This is a genomic window from Janthinobacterium sp. 61 (assembly GCF_002846335.1).
Lineage (GTDB): Bacteria > Pseudomonadota > Gammaproteobacteria > Burkholderiales > Burkholderiaceae_D > Janthinobacterium.
The window spans coordinates 3,042,571-3,067,661 of record NZ_PJMQ01000001.1 but is presented as its reverse complement, the minus strand read 5'-3'; the positions used below and the strand labels follow the sequence as shown (position 1 = coordinate 3,067,661).

The window sequence follows — 25,091 nt, the reverse complement described above, 5'->3', positions numbered from 1 at the left end:
CGCCGCTGTCAAATAGTTTCAAGCGCCTTGCCGCCGCCGGCACGGCGCTTGAAGCCGGGCTTAAAACTCTTCCCAATCCTGGTCGCCGGCGACGTGCGATGGCGTTTTGCGCGCCGCGGCACCGGCCGCCTTGGGCGCTGCCGGTTTGCTGGCCGTGGCCTGGGGCGGGCGCTGCGCGAGTTTTTGCGTAGTGGCAATGGCGGCCTTGAGCGGCCGTGCAGTGCGTAACGGCGCTGCCGTGGCCACGTGTTCGAGCTGGAAGCCGGCCGCCACTTGCGCCAGGCGCGCCGCCTGGTCCTGCATGCTCTCGGCCGCCGCCGCCGCTTCTTCCACCAGGGCCGCATTTTGCTGCGTCACCTGATCCATCTGCGCGATGGCCTGGTTGACCTGATCGATGCCCATGCTTTGCTCTGCGCTGGCGGCGGTGATCTCGGCCATGATGTCGGTGACACGGCGCACGCTGTCGACCACTTCGCTCATGGTGCTGCCAGCCTGTTGTACCAGCCGCGTGCCGTTGTTGACCTGTTCCACCGAATCGCCGATCAGGGTCTTGATTTCGCGCGCCGCAGCAGCCGAGCGCTGCGCCAGGCTGCGTACTTCCGTGGCCACGACGGCAAAGCCGCGCCCCTGTTCGCCCGCGCGCGCCGCTTCGACGGCTGCGTTCAATGCCAGGATATTCGTCTGGAAGGCGATCCCGTCGATGACGCCGATGATGTCGACGATTTTCGTCGACGCCGTGTCGATGGCGCCCATGGTATCGACCACCTGGCTGACGATGCTGCCGCCCCGTTCGGCCACACCCGAAGCGGCGACTGCCATCTGGTTCGCCTGGCGTGCATTGTCCGCATTCTGCTTCACGGTGCTGGTTAATTCTTCCATTGACGACGCCGTCTCTTCCAGCGAACTGGCTTGTTGCTCCGTGCGCGCCGACAAATCCTGGTTGCCGGCGGCGATTTCGCCCGACGCCGTGGCGATCGCGTTGGTACCCGTTTGCACTTCCGACACCACCTTGCGCAGTGCCTCGTTCATGCCGTGCAGCGCGCGCATCAGGTCGCCGATTTCATCGCTGGCAGGCTTGCCGAACTGCGTGCGCAAGTCGCCGTCGGCCACCGTTTCCGCCACCTTCACTGCGGCCTTCAACGGTTGCGTGATCGAGCGCGTGATCAGCCAGGCGCAGACGCTGCCCAGCGCCACCACGAGCGCGCACAAGGTCAGCAGCAGGGTGAAGCTGCGCCCGTTGGCTACCTCAATGGCGTGCGCCGTGGCGTCGATGGCCTGGCGCTGCTGCGCCAGCAGGGCCTTGACGTTGTTCTGGTACTTGGCGGCGGCCGGCGCGAAGCTGTCGCGGTAGGTGCTTTCCGCCTGGGCCGCGTTGCCGGCCTTGCGCGCATTCATCACCAGGGTCTTGGCATCCTGGTACTTGATGCGCTCGGCAATGGACGCCTTGAAAATGCTCTTTTCCTCGTCGCTGTCGAGCAGCGCCTCGATTTTCTTCAGCAGTTCGCTGCCTTGCTTGGTGCTGTCGGCGATGGTCTCGGCAAACACGCTCGACAGGGTTTCATCCGTGCTCCGGGCGATCATCGAGGTGCGCGCGATGGCCGAGTAAATCAGCACGTACCAGTCCGACACGAGGCGTTCCTTGGCCAGCGGTTTTTCCATCATTTGCCGCGTCGCTTCGGCATTCACGCTGGCGCTGTACAGCGCGTACGAGGTGGAAATCACGGACAGCAGCAGCACCAGCGCGAAGCCTGCAGCCAGGCGGGTGCCGATACGAAGGTGGGAGAGGGCGTGCATGGTCGTAACTCCTGTCGCAGAGGGATTTAAGTTGCCTGTGCGACATAGTATGCACTGATAAGTGACCAAGAGGTAAGCGAAAAAAGAAGCTGTTTTGCTGACTGTTGCAGCCACGCCCGTGCTACAGATTGCCCGCCTGGCGCAAGTCCGGCTGCTCTGCCCAGCGGGCGAAGGCCGCCGCCATGCGCTCGCTTTCCGCGATGGCGCAGCGCCAGTCGCGCATGCGTGCCGCGTGGTCTTGCCCGTAATGGGGGAAGTCGCGCCGGTCCGGCAGTTTGCCGTTGGGCAAGCTGGCTACGAAGGCAGGCGAGGGCGAGACGAGGATCATGTTGTCGAGCGCGCTATCGCCGCTGCGCGCGCGGCGCCACGGCATGGCCTTGTCCAGCCAGCCAGGCACGATATGGTCGGCAAAGTGCGGGTACAGCACCAGGTCCGGTTCGCGCTGGTACGGCAGGTGCAGATGATAGTCGACCAGGCCGCCGTCCCAGTAGCGCCCGGGCGGCGCGCCGGCGATGTCCGTTACGGCGTCGAGTACCAGCGGGATGGAGCCGGAGGCCAGCAGCGCGTCGCGCAGGTTGTCCTGCGCCAGCGGCACGAAATGGGAATGAAAGGCGTCGAAACGCGAGCGCAGCCAGCTGGCGCCATCGGGCCCGGCATGGAACACCGCGCGCTCCAGCGAGGCGGCCAGACGCGCGCGCGCCACGGCATTGCCGGCGGCAGCCAGCAGGAAGCCGCGCCGGTCGCGCCATTTGCCCGGCTGCGCCAGCGCGCCGATGCCGCGCACGGCCAGCACCGACAGGCTGTGGTGCTCGTGCCGCAGCAGCGCATCCTGGCCATCGAGGACGGTGTCGAGCAGGGCGCGGCAAGTGCGGCTGACGTGCGCGGCATCGGGTTTGTCGGGATAGCGCTGGCCCACGTATTCGCGCATCAGGCGGCGCTGCGCGGCGACCGGGTCTGGGAATACGGCGGCGGCCATGCGCCAGGCGCCGATCGAGGCGCCGACGAAATGGCGCGGACGCGGCGCCTGCGCCAGGAAGTCGCCGAACAGCCAGCAATCGAGCTGGTGCAGGATCAAGCCTTTCGGCCCGCCTGCGGCGGCAGGGACGATGGCGACGTCAAGCGCGCGCATGCCATTTTCGGCGATGCGCGCCCGGGCGCGGCGGCCCAGGCGGATGGTGATGGCGGATGAAGTAAGAGACATGCGTGGGCGGCTGGTGGCAGTGGTTTATTGTAGCGCCATTGCGCCTGAGCGCGCTGCCATGTAAAAAAGCGGCGCCGTGCACTGCACGGACGCCGCTTTTTTTCGCGCTTTGTGATTAGCGCAGTGCCGCGATCATCTGTTTCAGCTTGCCGGAATCGACGCAGAAGGCGCGGATGCCTTCGGCCAGTTTTTCCGTCGCCATCGCGTCTTCATTCATCATGAAGCGGAAGGCTTCTTCGTTCAGCGACATTTGCACGATGTTGGTCGATGGCGCCGCTTCGGCGCTCAGCTTGCGCTCCACCGGCGCATCGCTGTCGGCCAGCTTTTGCAGCAGGTCGGGGCTGATGGTGAGCAGGTCGCAGCCGGCCAGTTCGAGGATTTGCGAGGTGTTGCGGAAGCTTGCGCCCATCACCTCGGTCTTGTAGCCGAACTTGCGGTAGTAATTGTAGATGCGCCGGACCGACTGCACGCCCGGGTCTTCCGCGCCCATGTAATCGATACCCGTTGATTTCTTGTACCAGTCGTAGATGCGGCCGACGAAGGGCGAAATGAGCTGCGCGCCCGCTTCGGCGCAGGCGATGGCCTGGGCCAGCGAGAACAGCAGGGTCATGTTGCAGCGGATACCTTCCTTTTCGAGGATGGCGGCGGCGCGGATGCCTTCCCAGGTGGACGCGATCTTGATCAGCACCCGTTCGCGGGCAATGCCCGCGTTCGAATACAGGGCGATCAGGTCGCGGCCCTTGGCCACCGTGCCTTCCGTGTCGAACGACAGGCGCGCATCGACTTCGGTGGAGACGCGGCCGGGGATGGTTTGCAGGATTTCCACGCCAAACGCGATCAAGAGGCGGTCGATGATCTCGGCGGTAGAGGCGTTCGGATGGTCGCGCACGGCCTTTTCCAGCAGCGGCTTGTATTCATCCTTCTGCACGGCCTTCAGGATCAGCGAAGGATTCGTCGTCGCGTCGCGCGGCGTGTAGGCCTGGATCGATTGGAAGTCGCCGGTGTCGGCCACCACGGTAGTAAATTGCTTCAGTTGTTCGAGTTGGTTCATGGCTGCACGGGAAAGAGTGAAAGGGCTTGCCAGAGTATTGTACCGAATCCATTGCATGTGGGGATCCACTATTGTCTTAGCCCTGGTCCTGCTTGCTTAATTGAATCTTGCTTTTTTGAAAATGGACGCATAATTGCCAGGACTTGTCTGTTTTTTACATTTTTCTGATCATGAAAAAAATCATCCTCATCATCTTGTCCCTGGCCATTCTGGCCGCCTGCAATGCCAGGGAGAACGACGATCGATTGCAAGCAGAGTTAAGTGAGCAAACTTTCACGACCACCTCCTATAACTACACGCCTTTCGACCTGTATTCCATTGCGTACAAGGAAATCTCGCTACCCTTCAATATCGATGACGCGCCCAGCGGCGGCTCCATTTTTTTTCGCGACGCAAGCGGGAGGGAACTCGATAATGGTGAAAAAGTTGCCGTCAGCAGTGGCAATTGCTGTTTAAGCTGGGACCGACCGGTCGACAAGCCGCTGAGAGTGCGTGTGGTGTGGAGCGTGGTGTTCGATACGAGCTACCACGATGGAAAATCGAGTATTTCTTATGATGAGCGCACTTCCAGGCAGAGTTCCCCAGGCAGCCGCTGGTGCCAGGCCATTGTTGACATTCTTCCCGCGACAGGTCCCGACCGCCCGACCGCCGTGCTCTTGCACTTTCTTGCCGATGGTACGGTTCAGGCACGGCTGGGAACATTCAAGACGGATACGCCGCTTGCTGCCGCAGAGGTGAAATTGCATGCCACGCGCCTTCCACAGGGGCAGTTCTGCAGGCAGGAAATTGAGAATCCTTTCTATGGCATCCCCCGCAAGGCGCATCTGGAATGAGGGACGGGCAAAGCGGCTGCGCCGGTCAGCGAGGCTGGCGCCGGCAGGGGATCAACCGATGAAGGAGTCGAACTGCATATCAAACTCTTGCAGCGCTTTTTGCGCATTCTGCATCTTCTTGCGGAATTCAGGTCCACGCTGCAGGGCCAGACCCACGGCCAGCACGTCGATCACCACCAGGTAGGCCAGGCGGGCTGAAATCGGGGTGTAGGGGTCGGTGTTGAAGACCAGGTCGATCGGGATCAGGACCGTCGCCAGGTCGGCCAGCGGCGTACCCGATGGGGCCAGCACGACGACGTCGGCGCCGCCGCGGCGCGCCAGTTTCACGGAACGCACCAGGGCAGGGCTGTTGCCGCGCTGCGAGATGGCCACCAGGCAGTCGCCGCCGCGCAGCAGGGCTGCGGCGATGCTGTGGATGTTCGGATCGCTGTAGGCCACCGTCGGCACGCCCGAGCGGAAGAACTTGTGCTGCGCGTCGGCCGCCACGATGCCCGACGTGCCCTGGCCATAGAATTCGATCTTGCTGGCGCGCGACAGGATGTCGAGCGCGCGCTGGATCGCTTCCGGGTTCAGGTTGTTGCGCAGGTCGAGCAGGGTATTGATCGAGCGGCTGCAGATTTTATTCACCAGGTCGGCCGCCAGGTCGTCCTGCGCCGGCTGCTCGTTCGCGCCCGGCATGGCCAGGGCCAGGCCCTGCGCCAGCTTCAGCTTGAATTCATGCCAGCCGTCGTAGCCCAGCGTGCGGCAAAAGCGCACCACGGTCGGTTCCGACACCTGCGCGCTTTTCGCCAGCGCCGTGATGTTCTGGCTGACCGTCTGGTTAGGCTGGTCAAGCACGGCCAGCGCGACCTTCTTCTCCGACTTGGAGAGCGAATCGAGCTGGGTGCGGATGGAATCAAGCAGCATCAGGGTAGTCTTTTGGTAGGTGTTCAGGAGTGTGGGGATAATAGATAAATGGCCTGCCCAGATGCGGGCAGGCCCTTGTCTTGCCTGTTAATCCTCAGGTAATGCTTCTTCACGCCACTGCAAGCCATCGCGGCCGATCAGGGCGCTGGCCGCGGCCGGGCCCCAGGTGCCGGCCGTGTACGGAATCGGCGCGCTGTCGTTCTGTTCCCAGTTGTCGAGGATCGGTTCGACCCATTCCCAGGCCGCTTCCAGTTCGTCGCCGCGCATGAACAGGGTCAGCTGGCCGCGCAGGACGTCGAGCAGCAGGCGCTCGTAGGCATCCATGCGCGGTGTCTTGAACGATTCGCGGAAATCGAGTTCCAGTTCCGCCGGTTTCAAGCGCATGCCGTCGCCCGGGGTTTTTGCCATCAAATTCATGCGCAAGCCTTCGTCCGGCTGCAAACGGATCACCAGGCAGTTCGGCTGGAAGCTGGACGTCGGCTGGTTGAAGATCGAGTGCGGGATCTGCTTGAAGCGCACGACGATTTCGGCCAGGCTGTCGGCCATGCGTTTGCCCGTGCGCAGGTAGAACGGCACGCCGGCCCAGCGCCAGGTATCGATTTCCGCCTTCAGCGCGACAAAGGTTTCGGTGCGCGAATGCTCGGGTGCATCCGGCTCGTCGCGGTAGCTCGGCACGGTGACGCCGTCCACGTGGCCGGCACGGTACTGGCCGCGCACGATGTTTTGCGCCAGGGTGGTGGGCGTGAATTTTTTCAGCGAGCGCAATACTTGCAGCTTTTCATCGCGTACGGCATCCGGCGCGATCGAGGTCGGCGGTTCCATGGCGACGATGCACAGCAGTTGCAGCAAGTGGTTTTGCAGCATGTCGCGCAGGGCACCCGAGGTATCGTAGTAACCCATGCGGTTGCCTACGCCCAGTTTCTCGGCGATGGTGATCTGCACGTCGGAAATCCATTCGCGGCGCCACAGCGGCTCGAACAGGATATTGCCGAAGCGCAGGGCCAGCAAGTTCTGCACGGTTTCCTTGCCCAGGTAATGGTCGATACGGTAGATCTGCGATTCCTGGAAGACCTTACCCACTTCGGCGTTGATCTGCTTGGCGCTGGCGAGGTCGCGGCCCAGCGGCTTTTCCAGCACCACGCGCGAATTCGGCGTGACCAGGCCGTTGTCTTCCAGGTTGTCGCAGATCAAGGCAAACAAGTGAGGCGGCGTCGCCAGGTAGTACACGCGCGTCAGGTCGGCATCGCCGCGCAGCGCTTCGACCAGTGGCGCGTACGTGGCCGCATCGCTGGCGTTGAGCGATACATACACGATGCGCGCGCAGAATTTGCTCCAGGTGGCGGCGTTCAGCGTGCTGGCCTTGATGTGGGGACGCGAGTTGGTTTCTACCATCTTCAGGAATGCATCCTGGCCGCTATCCTGGCGGCCCACACAGATGATGCGCGCCGTCGGCGGCAAATCGTTCGCGACGTCGCGCGCATACATTGCAGGCAACAACTTGCGCATTGCTAAATCGCCGCTGCCGCCAAACAGGACCAGGTCAAAATCGGTAAGTGCCATAAGTGAGTGTCGTCGCAAAAGTAAAAGGGCCGGAGCGGGGAGGAAGCCGACCGGAAGTGCCAGTCTGTCGCTACTATAATCGGTGGTGTAAATTTACTACGTAGAACAGGCAATTGCAAGAAATTTTACTACATTCCATCCCCTGACGTCGCAGTTTTGCCCGGTATGCCTGCCAGCGATGCCGCCATGGTCATTATATGCCGTTCGCTGGCGCAGGTACGCCGTCACGCCTTGCAGAGCGCTTTTCAAAGCAACCATGGTTGCCAGGGAAATTTTCAATTCTCTGCGTCATCATTTGCGCTGTAGCAACAAGCAAATCAAGAAATGCTGTCAGGATCGCCGTTGGCAGCGTAAAGTAGCTTTGAGGAAAGTAAAAAACCGTATAATTCAAGCTCGAATCGATAGCAACTATTGGTTGTAAGAAATTGTACGATATACACTGCACCGCTAGCGCCGGCCATGCCCCGAACCCGCCATCCGACGTCCATGCGACGTGCAGTCCGCACTGCCCGCAGCATCAGGGCAGGCGACTTAACTTTACAAGACGGCTCAAGGGGACACAATGAATTCAATGCAGCAAGATGTCGATGAACGCACCAGCCTGACAGGCAATAATAAATTCGAACTGTTCCTGTTCAAGCTGGGCACCAGTGATCACTCGACCAGCCGCGAACTCTTCGGCATCAATGTGTTCAAAGTCCGTGAAATCATGGAAATGCCGGCCATCACGGCGGTGGCCGGTTCGCACCCGCATATGCTGGGTGTGGTCAATATCCGTGGCCAGATCGTGCCCGTGATCGACTTGCCGATGGCGGTCGGCTGCAAGAGCAATGGCTTGAAGATCCTGATGGTGACGGAATTCGCCCGCTCGACACAGGCGTTTGCCGTGGAAGAGGTCGATGAAATCGTACGCCTGGAATGGAATCAGGTGCTGTCGGCCGAATCGAGCGTCGGCGGCGGACTCGTCACGAGTATCGCGCGCCTCGATGGCGACACGGACAAGACACGCCTGGCGCAAGTGCTGGACGTGGAGCAAATCCTGCGCAACGTGCTGCCGTCGGGTGATCCCGATGTGGACGAGAACAGCATCGGCCCGCAAGTGCGCTTGCCGGCCGGCGCCGTGATCCTCGCGGCCGACGATTCTTCGCTGGCCCGCTCGCTGATCGAAAAGGGCCTCGAAGCGATGGGCGTGCCCTTCATCATGACCAAGACGGGCAAGGAAGCGTGGGAGCGCCTGCAGGCGATCTCGGCCCAGGCGGCGACCGAAGGCAAGACGGCGAAAGACAAGGTCGCGCTGGTGCTGACCGACCTGGAAATGCCGGAAATGGATGGCTTCACCCTGACGCGCAACATCAAGAACGATGGCCGCTTTTCCAACATCCCCGTGGTGATCCACTCGTCGCTGACGGGCTCGACCAACGAAGACCACGTCAAGGGCGTGGGCGCCGATGGTTATGTGGCCAAGTTTGTGGCGGCGGAATTGGCCGAGACCATCCGTAAAGTACTTGCGCGTTAATATGACGCCACCACCATGACCATGGTCAACACTGTTGTCGGATTACGCGGGGCGTTGCCCCCCTAATCCGACCTACGCCATTGGCATAAAAAAAGCGCCGGCACCCGCGAGGGGCCGGCGCTTTTTCATGCCTTGCTGAAATTGGGCCTGATACTTTAGGCCTGATACAGGTGTTCCGGCTGGCCCGCTACGTCCACGCGCACGGACAGCACGTGGCCGCTCAAAGGATAGTCGGCAAGCTCTGTGGCCGAGCGGTTGTGGCTGGCGCTGGTGATGTACAGGGTGCGCAGGTCGGGGCCGCCAAACGTCACCATGGTGGGGCAGCGCACGGGCACGGTAATTTCACCGAGCAAATGGCCATCAGGGGCGAAGCGTAGAATCTTTCCGCCTTCAAACATGGCCGACCAGTAATTGCCTTCGCTGTCGACGGCCGCGCCATCCGGGCGGCCGCCGTAGTCCGCCGCTTTTTTGTCTGTGGAAAAGCGCTGGAATGGTTGTGGCGCGGAAATGGCTCCCGTGGCTACGTCGAAATCAAAGCGGTCGATGCGGTGCGTAGTGGTATCCGAGTGGTACATGGTGCGTCCGTCAGGACTGAAGCCCAGGCCGTTCGATACCGTCATGCCGCCGGACCAGACCTTGCGCACTTGTCCCTTTTCCAGCACGAACATTTCCGCCGCATCAGCGCTGCGCGGCTCGAAAATCGTGCCGACCCAGAAGCGGCCTGCGGGGTCGACCTTGCCATCGTTGAAGCGAGTGGTGGCCATGTCGAACGGAGCGGGGGCAATTTCCGCCAGGCTACCCGTCTTGGTGTCGAGGTGGGCAAAGCCGCTGCGCAAGGCCACGATCAGGCCGCCGCCGGCGTTGATGGCCAGCGCCGACGGTTCCGTCGGCATGCTCCACTGCTCATGCTGGCCGCTGGCCGGGTGCACGCGGTGCACGGCGCGGCCATCGATGTCGACCCAGTACAGGGCCGCTTCCTTGCCATGCCATAGCGGGCATTCACCCACTTGCATGGCTTTGTCGCTGACTACCTTGATTTCGTAAATATTCATTTATTCTTAATGTGGAGAACGCTTAAAAAAACCGTAGCGAGCGGAAGGGAGGGGCGGCCGAGAAGCGGAACTGTGCTTGAGCACAGTGAGCATCGCAGGCTGCCTATACCGACGCGCAGCAGGTTTAGTTATGCGTTATTAGTATGCGGCCTTGGCGGCCTTGGCCAGGGCGATCAAGCCATTGGTCGAGCTGTCGTGGTGGTCGGGACGGGCTTCGCCCGTCAGTTCGGCCTGGATTTTCTTGGCCAGCACCTTGCCCAGTTCCACGCCCCACTGGTCGAAGCTGTTAACGTTCCACAAGACGCCCTGCACGAAGGTCTTGTGTTCGTACAGCGCGATCAGCGCGCCCAGGGTGGTCGGGGTCAGCTGGTCCATCAAAATGGTATTGCTGGGGCGGTTGCCCGGGAAAGTCTTGTGCGGCACCAGTGCTTCGATCTCGTTTTCCGGCAAACCTTGCGCCTGCAAGTCAAGGCGCACTTCCTCGCCCGTCTTGCCCGTCATGAAGGCTTCCGACTGGGCGAAGCAGTTCGCCAGCAGGGCGTCGTGGTGGCCCGGCAAATCGTGCGTGGCGCGCAGGGCGGCGATGAAATCGATGGGCGTGATGTCCGTGCCCTGATGCAGCAGCTGGAAATACGCGTGCTGCGCATTCGTGCCGCAATCGCCCCAGATGACGGGGCCGGTCGGTACGTCGACGGGCACGCCATCCTTGGTGACGCGCTTGCCGTTGCTTTCCATGTCCAGTTGTTGCAAGTAGGCGGCAAAGCGGCTCAGGTCCTGGTGATAGGGCGCGATGGAGACGGAGCCGCAGTCGAGGAACTGGCGGTTCCAGAAGCCCACCATGGCCAGCACCACGGGCATATTCTGTTCCAGAGGTGCTTGACGGAAATGCTGGTCCATCGCGTGCGCGCCGGCGAGGAAGTCGCTGAAGTACTCAAAGCCCACGGACAGCGCCACGGCCAGGCCGATCGAGGACCAGACGGAATAGCGGCCACCGACCCAGTCCCAGAACGGGAACATGTTTTCTGGCGAAATGCCGAAATCGACGATGGCTTGCGTGTTGGTCGAGACGGCCACGAAGTGTTGCGCCAGGTCAGTTTCTTCGCCTTCAAGCAAGAACCAGGCGCGCGCCGTGTTGGCGTTGAGCATGGTTTCGGCCGTGACGAAGGTTTTCGAGGCCACGATGAACAGGGTCGTTTCCGGATCGACCTTGGACAGGGTCGCTTCCATGTCGTGGCCGTCGACGTTGGACACAAAGTGCATTTCCAGGCCCGGGTTGGCGTAGGAGCGCAGCGCCAGGCAGGCCATTTTCGGTCCCAGGTCCGAGCCGCCGATGCCGATGTTGACGATGTCGCAAATCGGCTTGCCCGTATAGCCGAGCCAGCTGCCATTGCGTACCTTGTCGGTAAACGCCTTCACGCGCTGCAGCACATCTTGCACGTCGGCATCGATATCCTGGCCATCAACTACCAGGGCGGTGCCGCGCGGCGCGCGCAAGGCGGTATGCAGAACTGCCCGATGTTCGGTAAGATTGATTTTCTCGCCCGTAAACATCGCTTCACGCTGCGCTTCCACGCCGCGCTCGCGGGCCAGGTCCATCAGCAGGGCCATGGCGGTGGCGTCGACGCGGTTCTTCGAGTAATCGAGCAGCAGTCCTGCCGCATCGACTGTCATGCTGGAAAAACGCGCTGGATCTAGAGCGAACAGCTGGCGCAGATGTACGTCGCGCAGGCTGGCGCTATGCGCTTGCAGGGACTGGAAACTGGCGGTGGCGGTGATGGCAGGAGTAGGTGCTGGCTGGCGCATGGCGGTCGGCTCGGGTGCTTGTCTCGGTTGAAAGGAGCGCGGCGCGTTCGTCGTGACGAACAGCGGATCCGGCGTTGGTATGAGAATAATACATCAGAAAAACGTAATTTCACTACAGTTTGTAACGTGAAGCCGATTTTGTTGTGCTTTTTTTAGCGATTGCAGCAGTCGTATATAAGGGATATGTTGGCAGCTGTGGATACGCGATATTGCCTGGGTTGGCTTTGATACGCCGCAATTTGTGGCTTATTTCTGTTGTTGGCCCATGCGAGAGTGCTTCTTCTTCACCATTTTGTAGTAAAATTTCACGAAATACTCATTTTTAAGGAAATTCATATGGCGCTGCATCCAGTAGTCGAATCCGTAACAGCGCGCATCATCGCGCGCAGCCGGCCATCGCGCGGCGCCTACCTGGCGCATCTGGATGCTGCCCGCATCCAGGGCGTGCAGCGCGGCGCCCTGTCGTGTACCAACCTGGCGCACGGTTTTGCCGCCTTTCCCGCCAACGACAAGCTGTCGCTGAAGGAATACAAGAAGCCGTCCGTGGCCATTGTGTCGTCATACAACGACATGCTGTCGGCGCACCAGCCCTTCGAAGGATTTCCGCAAATCATCAAGCAAGCCGTGCGCGAAGTGGGTGCTGTGGCCCAGTTCGCCGGCGGCGTGCCCGCCATGTGCGATGGCGTGACGCAAGGCCAGCCGGGCATGGAATTGTCGCTGTTTTCGCGCGACACCATCGCCATGTCGACGGCCGTGGCGCTGTCGCACAATATGTTCGATGCCGCCCTGTACCTGGGCGTGTGCGACAAGATCGTGCCGGGCCTGCTGATCGGCGCGCTGCACTTCGGCCATCTGCCGGCCGTCTTCGTGCCGGCAGGTCCGATGACGTCGGGCCTGTCGAACCAGGAAAAAGCCAAGGTGCGCCAGTTGTATGCACAAGGCAAGGCCACGCGCGAAGACTTGCTCGAAGGCGAGTCGAAAGCCTACCATGGCGCCGGCACCTGTACCTTCTACGGTACGGCGAACAGCAATCAGATGCTGATGGAAGTGATGGGCCTGCACTTGCCGGGCGCTGCCTTCATCACGCCGAACACACCGCTGCGCGATGCGCTCACCAAAGCTGCCGCCCAGCGTGCTGCGGGCATCACGGCGCAAAGCGCCAGCTACTTGCCAGTCGGTCATATCGTTGACGAGAAATGTATCGTCAACGCCGTCGTGGGCTTGCTGGCCACTGGCGGCTCGACCAACCACACTTTGCACCTGGTGGCGATCGCCAAGGCGGCCGGCATCGTCATCGACTGGAACGATTTCAATGAACTGTCGGCCATCGTGCCGATGTTGACGCGCATCTACCCGAACGGCGACGCCGACGTGAACCATTTCCACGCGGCCGGCGGCACCGGTTACCTGATCCGCGAACTGCTGGACGCGGGCTTGCTGCACGAAGACGTCAACACCATCCTGGGCCGTGGCTTGCGCGCGCACTGCATGGAGCCGTTCCTCGGTGAAGACGGCAAGGTCTTCTGGAAAGATGCACCGGCCGCCAGCGCCGATGAAAACGTGTTGCGTCCCGCTTCGAACCCGTTCGCGCCGGACGGCGGCATGGTCCTCGTCGCAGGTAACCTGGGCCGCGCCGTGATGAAAGTCTCGGCCGTCAAGCCACAGCACCGCACGGTGGAAGCGCCTGCCCTGGTGTTCAATTCGCAGGAAGAGTTCATGAACGCCTACAAGGCCGGCACCCTGGACCGCGACTTTGTCGCCGTGCTGCGCTTCCAGGGCCCGCGCGCCAACGGCATGCCGGAACTGCATGCGCTGACCCCCGCGCTGGCCAACCTGCAGGATGCGGGCCGCCAGGTGGCGCTGGTTACCGATGGCCGCATGTCGGGCGCGTCGGGCAAGGTGCCGGCCGCCATCCACGTGTCGCCTGAAATCCTCGCCGGCGGCGCCCTGGGCCTGGTGCGCGATGGCGACATCATCCGCCTTGACGCCTTTACGGGCGTGCTCGAAGCGCTGGTGCCAGCCGACGTCTGGCACGCGCGTTCGCTGGTAACGGCCGACCTGTCGCCGAACCACGTCGGCATGGGCCGCGAGCTGTTTTCCATGTTCCGTTCCACCGTCAGCGCGGCGGAAGAGGGTGCCACCACCTTCGGCCTGCCGTCGCCGATTCCCACCACCGTCGCCTTGCACGACGCCGACAATGTCGGTGATACTGTACCCGGTTCCGATGAAGACTTTTTGGCTAGGAAATAAGAGATGACCATGACACTACTGGAAATTATGCGCACCTCGAGCGTGATCCCCGTGATTGCGATCGACGATCCTGAACACGCCGTACCGCTGGCGCGCGCGCTGGTGGCGGGCGGCATCCGCGTGCTGGAAGTGACCCTGCGCACCAAGCACGGCCTGGAAGCGATTCGCGCCATGTCGGCAGTACCGGGCGCCATCGTCGGCGTCGGCACCCTGACCCGTCCCGAGGAATTTGTCCAGGCGCGCGATGCGGGCGCCGTGTTTGGCGTCTCGCCAGGCCTGACGTCAGCCCTGGTGGCGGCGGCGAAAAGCAGCGGCTTGCCCCTGCTGCCAGGCGTGATGACGCCCGGTGAAGTGATGGCGGCGCGTGAAAACGGCTTCCAGCAGCTGAAACTGTTCCCGGCCGTGCCTGCCGGCGGTATCGGCATGCTCAACGCCATCTACGGCCCCCTGCCGGACATCACGTTCTGCCCGACGGGCGGCATCTCGCAAGAGACGGCGTCGCAGTTCCTGGCGTGCAAGAACGTCGCCTGCGTGGGTGGTTCGTGGCTGACGCCGAAAGACGCGATCGCGGCCGGCAACTGGGACCGCATCACGGAAATCGCCAAGGCTGCCAGCGGTTTGCGCTCAGCGTAAGCGGTACCGGCGCGGCAGCCTTGCGTGCCTGCCGCGCTTTCCTCCCTCCTCTGCATGCGAGTCTTGCGCCGCCCCCTGACCATCGGCGAAACCGCCATGGCCCGCAGCGTCTTTCAGGGCGCCATCGATTACGCGCGCGTGCGTGTGGTGCGCGGCTCCTTTTTACCATTCGGCCTGCAGGACCAGAACACGGCGATGACGCCGCGCGGCAGCCTGCACTTCATGCCGGCCCAGTACCGCGACGATTTTTCGCGTGAAGGCAACGGCGGCAAGCTATTCTTCATCCACGAAATGGTGCACGTGTGGCAGTACCAGCTCGGCTACTGCGTGCTGCTGCATGGCGTGCGGCTGGCGCTGTGCGGCGGCTACATCCGGCAGCGCGCCTATCGCTACGACGCGCAAGCCGGCGGTATGCTGTCCGACTTCAACATGGAGCAGCAGGGCGACATCATCGCCCACTATTTCGGCGCCCGCCAGCTGGGCATTCCCGCCCACGTGGCCAAGCTGCCACAGCTGCAGGACATCCTGCAAGGCTTCCTGCTCGACCCCGCCGACTGCAGCTTGCTGCCGCGCTAATTTCGTTTCCTATCGTTATTTCATGTACGCGTGCATATATATTTAATTTGCATGTATTCAGACCTTGACATTCATCTCAGCATTACCTAAATTAAATTATACAAAGAACAATTTCTTTGTTTTAATTGCAACCTCGGCGCGAGATCGAGAGCAACCTGTCCAAGCGAGTAAATCATGCAGATTAGAAACAGCTGTAGAGGAAAGTCGTGCCTGAAAAAACGCCCACGTGGCGCAGCGCTGGTGGAATTTGCCTTGATCGCCCCTATCCTCTTTTTCCTTATCGCCATGATCATGGAACTGGGGATCATGTTCTGGGTCAACCTGACGATGCAATACGCCGTGCGCGAAGGGGCCCGCTACTCCATCACGGGGCAAAACAACCTTGATCCGGCCAGCGCCAACAAACAGCGCTACGAGGCCGTGCTACAAAAGATCAACGACAGTTCGCTGGGCCTGTATGCCATGGTCAGTCCCGTGGTGGTGGTCAATGGCGTATCGCAAGCGCCCTCCGCCTACAACAACAATATGTTCGGCTCGGCCGGCGATATCGTTGTGCTGCAGGTGAACTGCACCTGGCCCGTCATCACCCCCGCATGGCGCTTGATGGCCTTGCTCAATCCCAAAACTTCCACCAGTGCGCCCGGCCAGTATGCCTTCAGCGTCGCGGCCACCATGCGTAACGAGGCCTTCTGATGACACCATCCAAACAATTGGCATTGATGCGCGCGCGCCGCCAGCAAGGCGTGGCTGCCGTGGAATTCGCCCTGGTGCTGCCCTTCTTGCTGATGATGGCCGTCCCCGTCTTCGATCTGGCGCGCATCGTGCAAGGCGACATGATATTGACCAATCTGAGCCGCGAAGGGGCCAATTTGGCCTCGCGCTCCTCGCAAGACCCGCAAACCATCATGACGGCGCTGGCGATGACGACGCCGCCGCTGGACATGGCCAGCAATGGCAGCATGTACATCAGCAAGATCATGGGCAATGGCCCCGGCAAGCAAAACGTCATTCTTGAACATTACCGCTGGACCCAAGGGCCGCAGCAGGCTAGCAAGGTGTGGAACTGCAGCAACTGGGCCAGCGACGGCACGGGCAAGTGCACCAGCATTCCCAGTGGTGGTTCGCCCATCAACGATGCCATGAGCAACCAGTTGGCCAATGGCGAAGTCATTTATGTCGTCGAGGGACTGTATCGCGCCAACATCCTGTTTGCCGGCATGAGCCTGGGTTTTGGAGCGCAAACGCCCCAGCTGAGCGGCAATCTGTACGCCAAGACTATTTTTTAGACACGCTGTCATTATTGCGCAGGCGCACGTGCACGCGCCGGGAGAACATCATGAAAAGCATACGCAGGCAGACCGGAAAACAAAAGGGGCAAGTGCTGATCGTCATCGCCCTGTCGATGGTGGTGCTGATCGGCGCGGTGGGGCTGGCCATCGATTCCGGCCTGGGCTTCATCATCCGTTCCAAGCTCAATGCGGCCGTCGATTCGGCCAGCATCGCCGCCGCGCGCGCCGTGACGCAAGGCGTGGGCGAGGCGGCGCAGCGGGCCAGCGCCCAGGCGGCGGCGCAAAAGTTCTTTGCCGCGAATTTCCCCACGGGCTACCTGGGGGCCACGCCCACCTTCAACAATCCCACAGTGACCTTTGATGCCGGCAAGGTGACGATCGATGCGGCGGCCACGGCCTCCGTGCCCGTGACCCTGATGCGCGTGCTAGGCTTCAATTTGCTGTCGGTCAGCGCCTCGGCGCAGACCATCCGCAAGGACCTGGACCTGGCCTTCGTGATGGATACCTCGGGCTCGCTGTCGCCTGTCGGCTCCACCGTCATCAGCAGCGCGCAGCTGTTTCTCAGCAAATTCAATCCGGCGCTGGACCGCATGGCCCTGATCCATTTTTCCTACGGCGCCGAAGTCGATACGCCGATCAGCAAGGTGGCGCGCGGTTTCGACCAGGCGGGCATGAAGACCACCATTGGCAACTATTCGTTTGACGGCTTGACGAATTCGGCCGAAGGCATGTGGAATGGTCGCGACCAGCTCAACAGCATCGCCCTGGCCAACCGCTCCAGTCTGCGCGTCATCGTGTTTTTTTCCGATGGATCGCCCAATACCATTTCGTCCGTCTTCAAGTTCAAGAAGCCGGCCGACTGCACCACGCCTGGATCGCTGGTGACGGGCGACGGCACCAGCACCGGCACGCCGGCCGGCCTGTGGCGGATCGACAAGCAGGGCACGACGGCGGCCGGCAAGTGCAACCAGGATACGAACATCGTCAAGAACCTCGATACGGCCGCCTTGCCGCAGTGGTATAACGCGCACAATCCCACGAACTTGCCGGCCTTGCAGGAGTTCCCCATCATCACGGCCACGCCGCGTTCGGTCACCAACGATACCAGCAGCAATTCGGCCACCTGGATCAATGTCAACCGGGCCTCGCGCAACCTGCTCGAAGCGGTGGCCGCCAAGGCCCGCAGCGAGGGCATGTACGTGTTTACCCTGGGCCTGGGCAGCGAGTTGACCGCGGCAAATGGCCCCGCGCCCAGCGACAAGGGCGAAGATATCCTCAAGTGCATGGCCAACACGCCCGATGCCCTGTCGCGCTGCGTGAACGCGGGCGCCGGCCAACCCGTCGGCATTTATTGCCACGCCGCCAACTCCAACGAGTTGAAGCCCTGCTTCGAGAAACTCGCCTCGGCCATTTTGCGCATCAGCATGTAGATACGGAAACCAGATGGTCAGGGCCGGATATCCGCTCCGGCCCTTTTTTATTGCCTGTGCACTTAGGCTGCGGACAGCACACCATGCCGCAGGCCGCTCAAGCTTCCGCTCGCCGAGGAGTCGATGTCGCATGTAGCGGGATCTTCGTGCCGCATGGCGGATTGCCCCGCTAGTATATGCACAGCTCGGTCCTCGATATTTTGGCCAGCCAAGTCCGGCAACCCATGATGCGAAGGGCGTACCGGACTTGGTGGGTGGCCAGTGATCGCTGACAGGGGGGCGGGCACATCCCGAAGCCATCCATAACGCAGATGTCGAGACCTGAAAAGGCTGGAATCGGGCAGTGTGCCAGTGCCGCCCTCCACGTATGCGGCATGTGCAGCGGCAGAGGCGCCAGGCAATGTGGAATGCGCTTGTGTTCAGGCCGGAGCAGGGCAATGCGGGTAGCCGGCAGGAGAGCAGGCAAAGGGCGGGACGGGGTGTTGCGGAGGAGATCTTTGGCTCCCGGCAGCGTTGACTGCCAGGAGCATGTGGGAGGGCTGCGGTTTTAATTGCCGCCGGCCATGCCAGGCAGCAGCACGCGGTAGATTTGCAGGAAGGCTGGTCCCATGAGCACCACCAGCAGGGAAGGGAAGATGAAGAAGATCAGCGGAAACAGCAGTTTCAGGGCAATTTTCGCCGCCTGCTCTTCTGCCAGCTGGCGCCGCTTGGTGCGCAACTGGTCCGATTGCACACGCAGGGAGGCGGCGATGCTGGTGCCGAAACGTTCGGCCTGGATCAGCATGGCAACGAGGGCATCGACATCTTCCACGCCCGTGCGCAGGGCCAAGTTGCGCAAGGCCCGTTCCTTCGAGTTGCCGGCGCGCAGTTCCAGCGTCAGCAGGTGCAGTTCCTCGGCCAGCACGGCGCTTTTCAGCGTGATTTCGGAGGCCACCCGCGCCAGCGCCGCATCCATGGCCAGGCCAGCTTCCACGCAGACCGTCATCAGGTCCAGCGCATCGGGAAAACTTTCAAAAATGTCGCGCTGGCGCAGGCGGATGCGGCGGTTCAGCCAGCCGTTCGGCAGGTAGTAGCCGAATGCGGCGGCCAGCAGCAGCCACAGCAGTAATGCCGTGCCGCTGTAATGCACGCCGGCCACGCTCAGGCCCAGGAAAAGCAGTACGGGCAGGCCCACGGCGAAGGCCGTCTTGGCGCCAAAATACAGCAGCGGCGCCGATGGGTGACGCAGTCCCGCATGCATGAAGCGCAGGCGTGTTTTCGACGTCTCCCAGCCATCTTCGGGCAGGGACAGACGCGCTAGTGGTTTGCTCAGCTTGACGAAGTGCGCCAGCCAGTGGCGGGCGCCGCCAGTCCCGGCGGCGCCCACGCTGTCGAGGCGCTGGCGCAGCGGGTCAGGTATGGCCAGCAGCAGCACGAACATGGCGCCGGCGAAGACGGCGACGAACAGCAAGCCGAGAAAGCCCATTTGCATGGTAGTCATGATGTCGTTCCCCTCAAAAATTCACACCCGGATATGGATGATCTTGCGCATGAAGATGACGCCGAGCAGCATCAGCAATAGCGCGCCGCCCAGCATTTTCTGTCCGCCGGGATCGCGGTACAGCAGTTCCAGGAAGGTGGGGTTGGTCAGCTGGATCATGGCTGCCGCGCCGAACGGCAACAGCCCCAGGATCCACGCCGACAGGCGCGCCTCGGCCGACAGCACGCGCACCTGTCCCAGCAGCTTGATGCGTTCGCGGATGATGTGGCTGATGCTATCGAGCAATTCCGACAGGTTGCCGCCCGTCTCGCGCTGAATCAGCACGGCGATGACGAAATAGCGCACGTCCGTGCTGGGCACGCGCGTGGCCAGGTTCATCAGCGCGTCCGGCATGGCGATGCCGAAGTTGACTTCGTCGAAGGCGATGCGAAATTCGTCGCCCAGTGGCGCGTTCATTTCCTCGCCGACCATTTTCAGGGCCGTGGGAAAGGCATGGCCGGCGCGCAGGGCGCGGCTCATGAGTTCCAGCGCGTCTGGCAACTGCTGGCCGATGCGCTGCAGGCGGCGCGCCTTGGCACGCTCGATGTAGTACAGGGGCAACAGCGCGCAGGCGGCCGCTGCCACCAGGCGCAGCAGCCAGGGCAGCTCGAACAGGCTGGCGCCGACCAGGCCAACGAGAAATGTCAGCAGCACCAGCAAGGCCCATTGCGCCACGCTCCACGTCAGCCCTGACTGTTCCAGCAGGCGGTCGAGTGCATGCACGCGCGGTACTTCCAATAATAATTTCTGCAGCGCCGGCGTGTCGCTGAGCAGGCGCTGCTTGATCATCGACGTGTTCTGCTCACCGGCGTGGGCGCCGGCCGACATCACGCGCAGACGCCGCGCCACGCGTTCCGATTCCGGCCCGCGCACATTGTTCCAGGCCTGGTACATGCCCGTGACGAGCAGCACCACGGCGATGAAGATCAGGGCCCCGAAGACGTAAAAACTGGTGTCCATGGCGCGGCTCCTCAATGGTATTGGCGGTCGGGATCGAACAGGCTTTCCGGCACGACCACGCCGAAGGCGCGCAGGCGGTCGAGGAAGCGGGGGCGCACGCCGCTGGCCTGGAAGTGGCCGCTGACGGCGCCATCCTGGGCTACGCCCGTCTGGCGGAACGTGAAGATTTCCTGCATGGTGATCATCTCGCCTTCCATGCCCGTGATCTCCTGGATGGACACCACCTTGCGCTTGCCGTCCGTCAGACGCGCCACCTGTACCACCACGCCGATGGCTGCGCTGATCTGCTGGCGCATGGCCTTGCCCGGCAACATGGAGGCGGCCATGCTGATCATGTTTTCCAGCCGCGTCAGGGCATCGCGCGGCGTGTTGGCATGGATGGTGGCCATTGAACCCTCATGGCCCGTATTCATCGCCTGCAGCATGTCGAGCGCCTCGGCACCGCGCACCTCGCCCAAAATGATGCGGTCGGGCCGCATGCGCAGGGCATTGCGTACCAGTGCGCGTTGCGTCACCTCGCCCTTGCCTTCGATGTTCGCGGGCCGCGTTTCCAGGCGCACCACGTGCGGCTGCTGCATTTGCAGTTCCGCCGCATCCTCGATGGTGACGATGCGCTCGGTGCCGCTGATGAAGCCCGATATCGCGTTGAGCATGGTGGTCTTGCCGCTGCCCGTGCCGCCCGAGATCAGGATATTGATCTTGGCCTTGCCCAGGCCCTGCAGGATTTGTGCCATTTCGGCCGTCAGGCTGTGATGTTCGACCAGGTTGGAAAGCCGCAGCGGCTGGGCCGAAAAGCGCCGTATCGACATCACGGGTCCGTCGATGGCCAGCGGGGGGATGATGGCGTTGACGCGCGAACCGTCCGGCAGGCGCGCATCGACCATGGGGCTCGATTCGTCGATGCGGCGGCCCACGCGCGAGACGATCTTGTCGATGATCTTCATCAGGTGCGCATCGTCGTTGAAACGGATGTCGCTCAGTTCGAGCTGGCCGTGGCGTTCGACATATACCTGCCGGTGCGTGTTGACGAGGATGTCCGAGACGCTGGGATCGTTTAGCAGCGGTTCGAGCGGGCCAAAGCCCAATACTTCGTCCTGGATGTCGCGCACCAGGGTGCGCCGCTCCAGGTCGTTGATGACGACGCTGTCTTCATCCAGCAGGCGCCCCACCAGGATCTTCAGGTCGTCGCGTATTTGCTCCTGGGACAGGCGTTGCATTCCTTCCAGGTCGATGCGGTCGAGCAGGGACTGGTGCACGTGCTGCTTGAGTTCCTGGTAGGCGGGATTGTCGATGCTGCCGCCGCGCACGGCGCCGAAAGCCGAATTGCCGTTCGAGGCCGGGGCACTGCCGAGGCGTTCGCGCAGGCTGGGGCCTGCACCATTGATGTCGATGCTCATGCTGTTTCCCCTCGAAGTTGGATGGGCCGGCTGCGCTGGAACAGGCGTGAAAACAGGCCAGGCGTGCTGGCCGCGCGCGTACCGCCCAGCTTGCGCGCGCACTCCTGCAGTGATTTGGCCAGCGGGCTGCCGGGCGCCAGCTTCAGCACGGGTACGCCCTGGTTGACCGATGCCGCCGCCACCGCGTAATGATTCGGCATGGCGTGGAAGATCTGCTGGCCATAGGCCGCTTCCAGGTCGCGCCCGCGGATTTCATCGGCGCTCGTATGGCGGTTCAGGATCAGGTGAATCTTGCTGGTCGGGTATTCCAGCGACTGGAACACCTGCAGCAGCCGCTTGCCGTCGCGGATGTAGGGCAGCGTTGCCTGCACCACGGGGCAAATCATGTCGGCGTTGTCAAGCGCGCGCACGCTGATGGCATCGAGGCCGCGGCCCGTGTCGAGCACAACAAAATCATACTCGTGGCGCGCCAGGTGCAGCAGCTGGTCGATGTGCTCGGGTTTGATGTCGCTCGCGTGTCCGGGATCTTCGGGCGCCGCCAGGATGCTGAAGTTCGGCGTCACTTGCACCATGCTGGCGGCGAGGAAGGAGGGGTCGAGGCGATGAATCTGCTGCGCCACGTGCGACAGCGTGGCGGCCGGCTTCTGGTCCGAGACAAACAGCGCCGCATCGCCAAACTGCAAGTTCAGATCGAACAGCGCCACGCGCTGGTTGTCCTGCGCCAGCGCGTATGCCAGGTTGGCGGCGAGAAAGGTAGCGCCGCTGCCGCCCTTGCACGAGACGAAGGCGATGATCTTGCCATCGCGCCGCACGTGGCGCGCGCTCTTGTCCTCGATGCGCTGCAGCGCCGCATTCAGGGCGGCGCCGTTGTCGGCTTGCGGCAGCACCTCGCGCACGCCCGCGCGCATGGCTTGCAGCAGGAAGTCGCTGCCCTGCTGCTGGCACTGCAGGATGATGGCCATGGCGGGCTGGCGGCTGGCCAGACGTTCGATGCGCACCAGGTCGGCATCGTCGATGACGGGCTGCGCCAGCAGCAGCACGTCTGGCACGGCCATTTCAGCCGTGCCGGCCAGCCGTTCCAGGCTGCCGACGGCGCTGTCGATATCGTCGCCCGCGTGGCGCTCGCGCAACAGCGCCGTCATGGCGGCCAGTTGTTTTTCGTTACTGGAAATAATGAAGATTTTCACGGCAAGCTCCGGCAGTGGCTGGGTGGATGGGGTACGGTTCAGCGTTTGCTGACGCCGATCGTCAGCACGTCGGGAATTGGATCGGGCGCGCTGAAGGATTTCTGGTAGAGCTTGTAGCCACTGATGGCGGCCTTGCCATCGAGACCGAGCACGGGATTGCTGTTGTAGGCCGCGTCCGGATACAGGATTTGCTGCTGCTTGAGCAAGGTCACCGACTCGCCGAAATGGCTGTCGAGCACGGGGGTGGTGGTGGCGGCACAGCCGGCCAACGCGCCGATTGCCGCAGCGCACAGCAGGCAGCGGGGCAGGGTGGTTGCGAAGGTTTTCATGGAGATGCTCCTATTTGAGATCATCGATAATGCTGGCCGATGACGTGGCCGCATCGGCTTTCGGTACGGCGCGGTATTGCGGCAGGTCGTTGGTGGTCACCGTCGGCGTGGCGACGGGCATGGCCACCGGCATGGAAGGCGGCACGGGCGCGGCCATGGCTGCCGGCGGCGCGGCGGCAGGTAGCGGCATCGGCGCTGGCTGCGGCAGTGGTGCTGGCGCTGGTGCGGGCGCCGTGCCTTCCATCTTGCCTTGCATGAACATGTCGCCGCGCGTAGGTTGCACATACGGATCGGTAGGCAGCTTGTAGTCGGGCGGTAGCGGCTTGACCAGGTGCGGCGTGATGATGAAGACCAGTTCCGAGCGGTCTGTCTGGAAGTCCGTGCTGCGGAAAAGGGCACCCAGGACGGGCACTTCGCCCAGGCCCGGCAAGGCCTTGATGTTGCTGGTCACATTGTTCTTGATCAAGCCGCCGATGGCGAAGCTCTGGCCATCGAACAGCTGCACGGTGGTGGTGGCGCGCCGCGTGGTAAACGAGGGCAGGATGGCGGTGGTGGAAATGCCGGTGGCCGTGATGCCGATGCCTTCCTTGTTCAGGTCGGACACTTCCGGCGACACTTTCAGGTTGATGCGTCCCCCTTCGAGCACGGTGGGGGTGAATTTCACGGCCACGCCAAACTCTTTTTCTTCCAGCGTGATGGTGGGCGTGCCACCATTGTTGGTCTGGCTGACGGGGATGAAGATCTTGCCGCCAGCCAGGAAACTGGCTTCCTGTCCGCTGATGGCCATGATGTTCGGTTCTGCCAGTACCTTGATCAAGCCATCGCGCTTTTGCGCATCGAGACCCAGGAAGTTGCCGTTGCGGCTGTTGCTGGCGTTGAAACCGCTGGGATTATTGCTGAGCAAGTTCGACAGCAGCGAATAGGTCCAGCCGCCGATAGTCTTGCTCAGGCCCAGGTTGGCGCCCAGTTGGTCGACCAGGGTTTTCGACACTTCCGCCACTTTGACTTCCAGCATCACCTGCTGTGGCGCGGCGATCGCCATCAGGTTGATCACGCGTGGCGAGGCTGACGGGCCGCCCGAAGGGTCGGGTGCGGCGCCGGCGGCGGCGGGTGCCGCACCGGCAACTGCGGCGCCAGCGGCGGGGCGGGAACCGCGTTGTGCATACGCGTTGGCCAGCGACATCGCCTGGTCGGCCTTGACGGTGTCGCTGACGACACCCGACAGTATCAGTGTGTCGCCGGCCACCGTCACGCGCAGCTCTTTTTCGTTCGGCAACAGTTCGCTCAGGCGCGTCTGCAGCAGGCTGGCGTCGATGCTGACGGACAGATCGATGATGCTCGCTTCATTATTGCGGTTCCATACGATCAGGTTGGTCGTGCCCACGGATTTGCCCAACAGATAGACATCGGTGGTGTTGAGCAGGATCACGTCGGCGATGCGCGGGTCGCCTACCGAGACGCGGGCGACAGGAAACGGCAGGTGCATCAGGGTGGACTTGCCTTCGGCCAGCGCCATGTTGCGCGACAGTTCCGTGCGTCCTCCCGCCGTATCGAGCATGGCTTGCTGCGCCACCGGTTTCACGCGCGGCACGCGGCGCACCACCTTGGGGGGCGGCGCGGAGACCGCAGCCGATGCTGATGCAGGCGCTGGCGTGGCTCCCGGCGGCGTGGTCGACAGGCCAGGCGAGGTGGCAGGTGCGCCCGCTTCGCCATGGGCTGCCGGGATAAGGGCGCCGATGGTGGCGATGGCGAGGGCCATGCGCAGGATGCGGCCTCCGTTTGCTGTGTTCATTTTGCTCATGGTG

Annotated in this window: 21 protein-coding genes; 8 read left to right on the top strand and 13 right to left on the bottom strand. The window is 62.5% G+C overall.

The genetic code is table 11. The features are described 5' to 3' along the window. Positions 1–60: 60 nt before the first annotated feature. The 3 genes from CLU92_RS14015 to tal form a co-directional block, all read right to left on the bottom strand. Positions 61–1,794: a methyl-accepting chemotaxis protein gene (locus tag CLU92_RS14015; RefSeq protein WP_101482371.1), complete on the bottom strand. Its 1,734-nt coding sequence runs from the start codon at positions 1,792–1,794 to the stop codon at positions 61–63. 121 nt (positions 1,795–1,915) lie between these two features. Next, positions 1,916–2,995, bottom strand: coding sequence for a patatin-like phospholipase family protein (locus tag CLU92_RS14010; protein ID WP_101482370.1), 1,080 nt, complete (start codon positions 2,993–2,995; stop codon positions 1,916–1,918). Positions 2,996–3,110: 115 nt separating this feature from the next. Further along, positions 3,111–4,046, bottom strand: a complete 936-nt coding sequence (gene tal, locus CLU92_RS14005) for a transaldolase (RefSeq protein WP_086146874.1) — start codon at positions 4,044–4,046, stop codon at positions 3,111–3,113. 170 nt (positions 4,047–4,216) lie between these two features. On the opposite strand from tal, the gene CLU92_RS14000 reads away from it, so the two are divergent. Then, positions 4,217–4,879 (top strand): lipoprotein, encoded by a 663-nt coding sequence (locus CLU92_RS14000; protein ID WP_133989821.1) that lies wholly within the window; start codon positions 4,217–4,219, stop codon positions 4,877–4,879. Positions 4,880–4,930: 51 nt separating this feature from the next. On the opposite strand, the gene CLU92_RS13995 is transcribed toward CLU92_RS14000, so the two are convergent. Next, positions 4,931–5,785 carry an SIS domain-containing protein gene (locus CLU92_RS13995; protein WP_034750862.1) on the bottom strand — a complete coding sequence of 285 codons (855 nt, stop codon included), beginning with the start codon at positions 5,783–5,785 and terminating at the stop codon, positions 4,931–4,933. Positions 5,786–5,872: 87 nt separating this feature from the next. Then, positions 5,873–7,345, bottom strand: coding sequence for a glucose-6-phosphate dehydrogenase (gene zwf / locus CLU92_RS13990; protein WP_101482368.1), 1,473 nt, complete (start codon positions 7,343–7,345; stop codon positions 5,873–5,875). Between the two features lie 562 nt (positions 7,346–7,907). Between zwf and CLU92_RS13985 the strand changes: the two genes are divergently transcribed. Next, positions 7,908–8,861 carry a chemotaxis protein gene (locus CLU92_RS13985; RefSeq protein WP_099379036.1) on the top strand — a complete coding sequence of 318 codons (954 nt, stop codon included), beginning with the start codon at positions 7,908–7,910 and terminating at the stop codon, positions 8,859–8,861. Between the two features lie 155 nt (positions 8,862–9,016). Here the strand turns inward: CLU92_RS13985 and CLU92_RS13980 are convergent, their stop codons facing one another. After that, positions 9,017–9,913 carry an SMP-30/gluconolactonase/LRE family protein gene (locus CLU92_RS13980; RefSeq protein ID WP_101482367.1) on the bottom strand — a complete coding sequence of 299 codons (897 nt, stop codon included), beginning with the start codon at positions 9,911–9,913 and terminating at the stop codon, positions 9,017–9,019. A gap of 138 nt (positions 9,914–10,051) precedes the next feature. Then, on the bottom strand, positions 10,052–11,716 hold the full coding sequence (gene pgi, locus CLU92_RS13975; protein ID WP_101482366.1) for a glucose-6-phosphate isomerase: 1,665 nt from the start codon (positions 11,714–11,716) through the stop codon (positions 10,052–10,054). A gap of 336 nt (positions 11,717–12,052) precedes the next feature. Here pgi and edd point away from each other — a divergent pair, with 336 nt between their 5' ends. From edd to CLU92_RS13945, 6 genes are all read left to right on the top strand, one after another. Then, positions 12,053–13,966, top strand: coding sequence for a phosphogluconate dehydratase (gene edd, locus CLU92_RS13970; protein WP_101482365.1), 1,914 nt, complete (start codon positions 12,053–12,055; stop codon positions 13,964–13,966). A gap of 3 nt (positions 13,967–13,969) precedes the next feature. Continuing rightward, positions 13,970–14,599 carry a bifunctional 4-hydroxy-2-oxoglutarate aldolase/2-dehydro-3-deoxy-phosphogluconate aldolase gene (eda, locus tag CLU92_RS13965; protein ID WP_010400696.1) on the top strand — a complete coding sequence of 210 codons (630 nt, stop codon included), beginning with the start codon at positions 13,970–13,972 and terminating at the stop codon, positions 14,597–14,599. 63 nt (positions 14,600–14,662) lie between these two features. After that, the gene (locus CLU92_RS13960) at positions 14,663–15,175 is read left to right on the top strand and encodes a type IV secretion protein Rhs (protein ID WP_101482364.1); all 513 of its coding nucleotides are present in this window, start codon (positions 14,663–14,665) and stop codon (positions 15,173–15,175) included. Between the two features lie 174 nt (positions 15,176–15,349). Next, complete coding sequence (locus tag CLU92_RS13955; RefSeq protein WP_101482363.1) at positions 15,350–15,868, top strand: TadE/TadG family type IV pilus assembly protein; 519 nt, start codon at positions 15,350–15,352, stop codon at positions 15,866–15,868. Then, entirely contained in the window at positions 15,868–16,461 is a 594-nt protein-coding gene (locus CLU92_RS13950) for a TadE/TadG family type IV pilus assembly protein (RefSeq protein WP_101482362.1), read from the top strand. Before CLU92_RS13955 ends, CLU92_RS13950 begins: the two co-directional genes overlap by 1 nt. Before the next feature lie 50 nt (positions 16,462–16,511). Next, entirely contained in the window at positions 16,512–17,894 is a 1,383-nt protein-coding gene (locus tag CLU92_RS13945) for a TadE/TadG family type IV pilus assembly protein (RefSeq protein WP_101482361.1), read from the top strand. A 547-nt stretch (positions 17,895–18,441) separates the two neighbouring features. Here CLU92_RS13945 and CLU92_RS13940 read toward each other — a convergent pair. The 6 genes from CLU92_RS13940 to CLU92_RS13915 are packed head-to-tail and all read right to left on the bottom strand — an operon-like array spanning position 18,442 to position 25,078. Then, positions 18,442–19,374, bottom strand: a complete 933-nt coding sequence (locus CLU92_RS13940; protein WP_101482360.1) for a type II secretion system F family protein — start codon at positions 19,372–19,374, stop codon at positions 18,442–18,444. Between the two features lie 21 nt (positions 19,375–19,395). Beyond that, positions 19,396–20,373: a type II secretion system F family protein gene (locus CLU92_RS13935; RefSeq protein ID WP_101482359.1), complete on the bottom strand. Its 978-nt coding sequence runs from the start codon at positions 20,371–20,373 to the stop codon at positions 19,396–19,398. 11 nt (positions 20,374–20,384) lie between these two features. Further along, the gene (locus tag CLU92_RS13930) at positions 20,385–21,770 is read right to left on the bottom strand and encodes a CpaF family protein (protein ID WP_101482358.1); all 1,386 of its coding nucleotides are present in this window, start codon (positions 21,768–21,770) and stop codon (positions 20,385–20,387) included. Next, complete coding sequence (locus tag CLU92_RS13925; protein ID WP_101482357.1) at positions 21,767–22,957, bottom strand: AAA family ATPase; 1,191 nt, start codon at positions 22,955–22,957, stop codon at positions 21,767–21,769. The genes CLU92_RS13930 and CLU92_RS13925 overlap by 4 nt, the downstream gene beginning before the upstream one ends. Before the next feature lie 38 nt (positions 22,958–22,995). Beyond that, positions 22,996–23,286 (bottom strand): pilus assembly protein, encoded by a 291-nt coding sequence (locus CLU92_RS13920; protein ID WP_101482356.1) that lies wholly within the window; start codon positions 23,284–23,286, stop codon positions 22,996–22,998. 10 nt (positions 23,287–23,296) lie between these two features. Then, positions 23,297–25,078, bottom strand: a complete 1,782-nt coding sequence (locus CLU92_RS13915) for a type II and III secretion system protein family protein (RefSeq protein ID WP_101484684.1) — start codon at positions 25,076–25,078, stop codon at positions 23,297–23,299. Positions 25,079–25,091: the final 13 nt, after the last annotated feature.

Coding starts and splice junctions, on each gene's coding strand:
- CLU92_RS14015 (WP_101482371.1), bottom strand. CDS start 1,794: ATGCACGCCCTCTCCCACCTTCGTATCGGCACCCGCCTGGCTGCAGGC.
- CLU92_RS14010 (WP_101482370.1), bottom strand. CDS start 2,995: ATGTCTCTTACTTCATCCGCCATCACCATCCGCCTGGGCCGCCGCGCC.
- tal (WP_086146874.1), bottom strand. CDS start 4,046: ATGAACCAACTCGAACAACTGAAGCAATTTACTACCGTGGTGGCCGAC.
- CLU92_RS14000 (WP_133989821.1), top strand. CDS start 4,217: ATGAAAAAAATCATCCTCATCATCTTGTCCCTGGCCATTCTGGCCGCC.
- CLU92_RS13995 (WP_034750862.1), bottom strand. CDS start 5,785: ATGCTGCTTGATTCCATCCGCACCCAGCTCGATTCGCTCTCCAAGTCG.
- zwf (WP_101482368.1), bottom strand. CDS start 7,345: ATGGCACTTACCGATTTTGACCTGGTCCTGTTTGGCGGCAGCGGCGAT.
- CLU92_RS13985 (WP_099379036.1), top strand. CDS start 7,908: ATGAATTCAATGCAGCAAGATGTCGATGAACGCACCAGCCTGACAGGC.
- CLU92_RS13980 (WP_101482367.1), bottom strand. CDS start 9,913: ATGAATATTTACGAAATCAAGGTAGTCAGCGACAAAGCCATGCAAGTG.
- pgi (WP_101482366.1), bottom strand. CDS start 11,716: ATGCGCCAGCCAGCACCTACTCCTGCCATCACCGCCACCGCCAGTTTC.
- edd (WP_101482365.1), top strand. CDS start 12,053: ATGGCGCTGCATCCAGTAGTCGAATCCGTAACAGCGCGCATCATCGCG.
- eda (WP_010400696.1), top strand. CDS start 13,970: ATGACCATGACACTACTGGAAATTATGCGCACCTCGAGCGTGATCCCC.
- CLU92_RS13955 (WP_101482363.1), top strand. CDS start 15,350: ATGCAGATTAGAAACAGCTGTAGAGGAAAGTCGTGCCTGAAAAAACGC.
- CLU92_RS13950 (WP_101482362.1), top strand. CDS start 15,868: ATGACACCATCCAAACAATTGGCATTGATGCGCGCGCGCCGCCAGCAA.
- CLU92_RS13945 (WP_101482361.1), top strand. CDS start 16,512: ATGAAAAGCATACGCAGGCAGACCGGAAAACAAAAGGGGCAAGTGCTG.
- CLU92_RS13940 (WP_101482360.1), bottom strand. CDS start 19,374: ATGACTACCATGCAAATGGGCTTTCTCGGCTTGCTGTTCGTCGCCGTC.
- CLU92_RS13935 (WP_101482359.1), bottom strand. CDS start 20,373: ATGGACACCAGTTTTTACGTCTTCGGGGCCCTGATCTTCATCGCCGTG.
- CLU92_RS13930 (WP_101482358.1), bottom strand. CDS start 21,770: ATGAGCATCGACATCAATGGTGCAGGCCCCAGCCTGCGCGAACGCCTC.
- CLU92_RS13920 (WP_101482356.1), bottom strand. CDS start 23,286: ATGAAAACCTTCGCAACCACCCTGCCCCGCTGCCTGCTGTGCGCTGCG.
- CLU92_RS13915 (WP_101484684.1), bottom strand. CDS start 25,078: ATGAACACAGCAAACGGAGGCCGCATCCTGCGCATGGCCCTCGCCATC.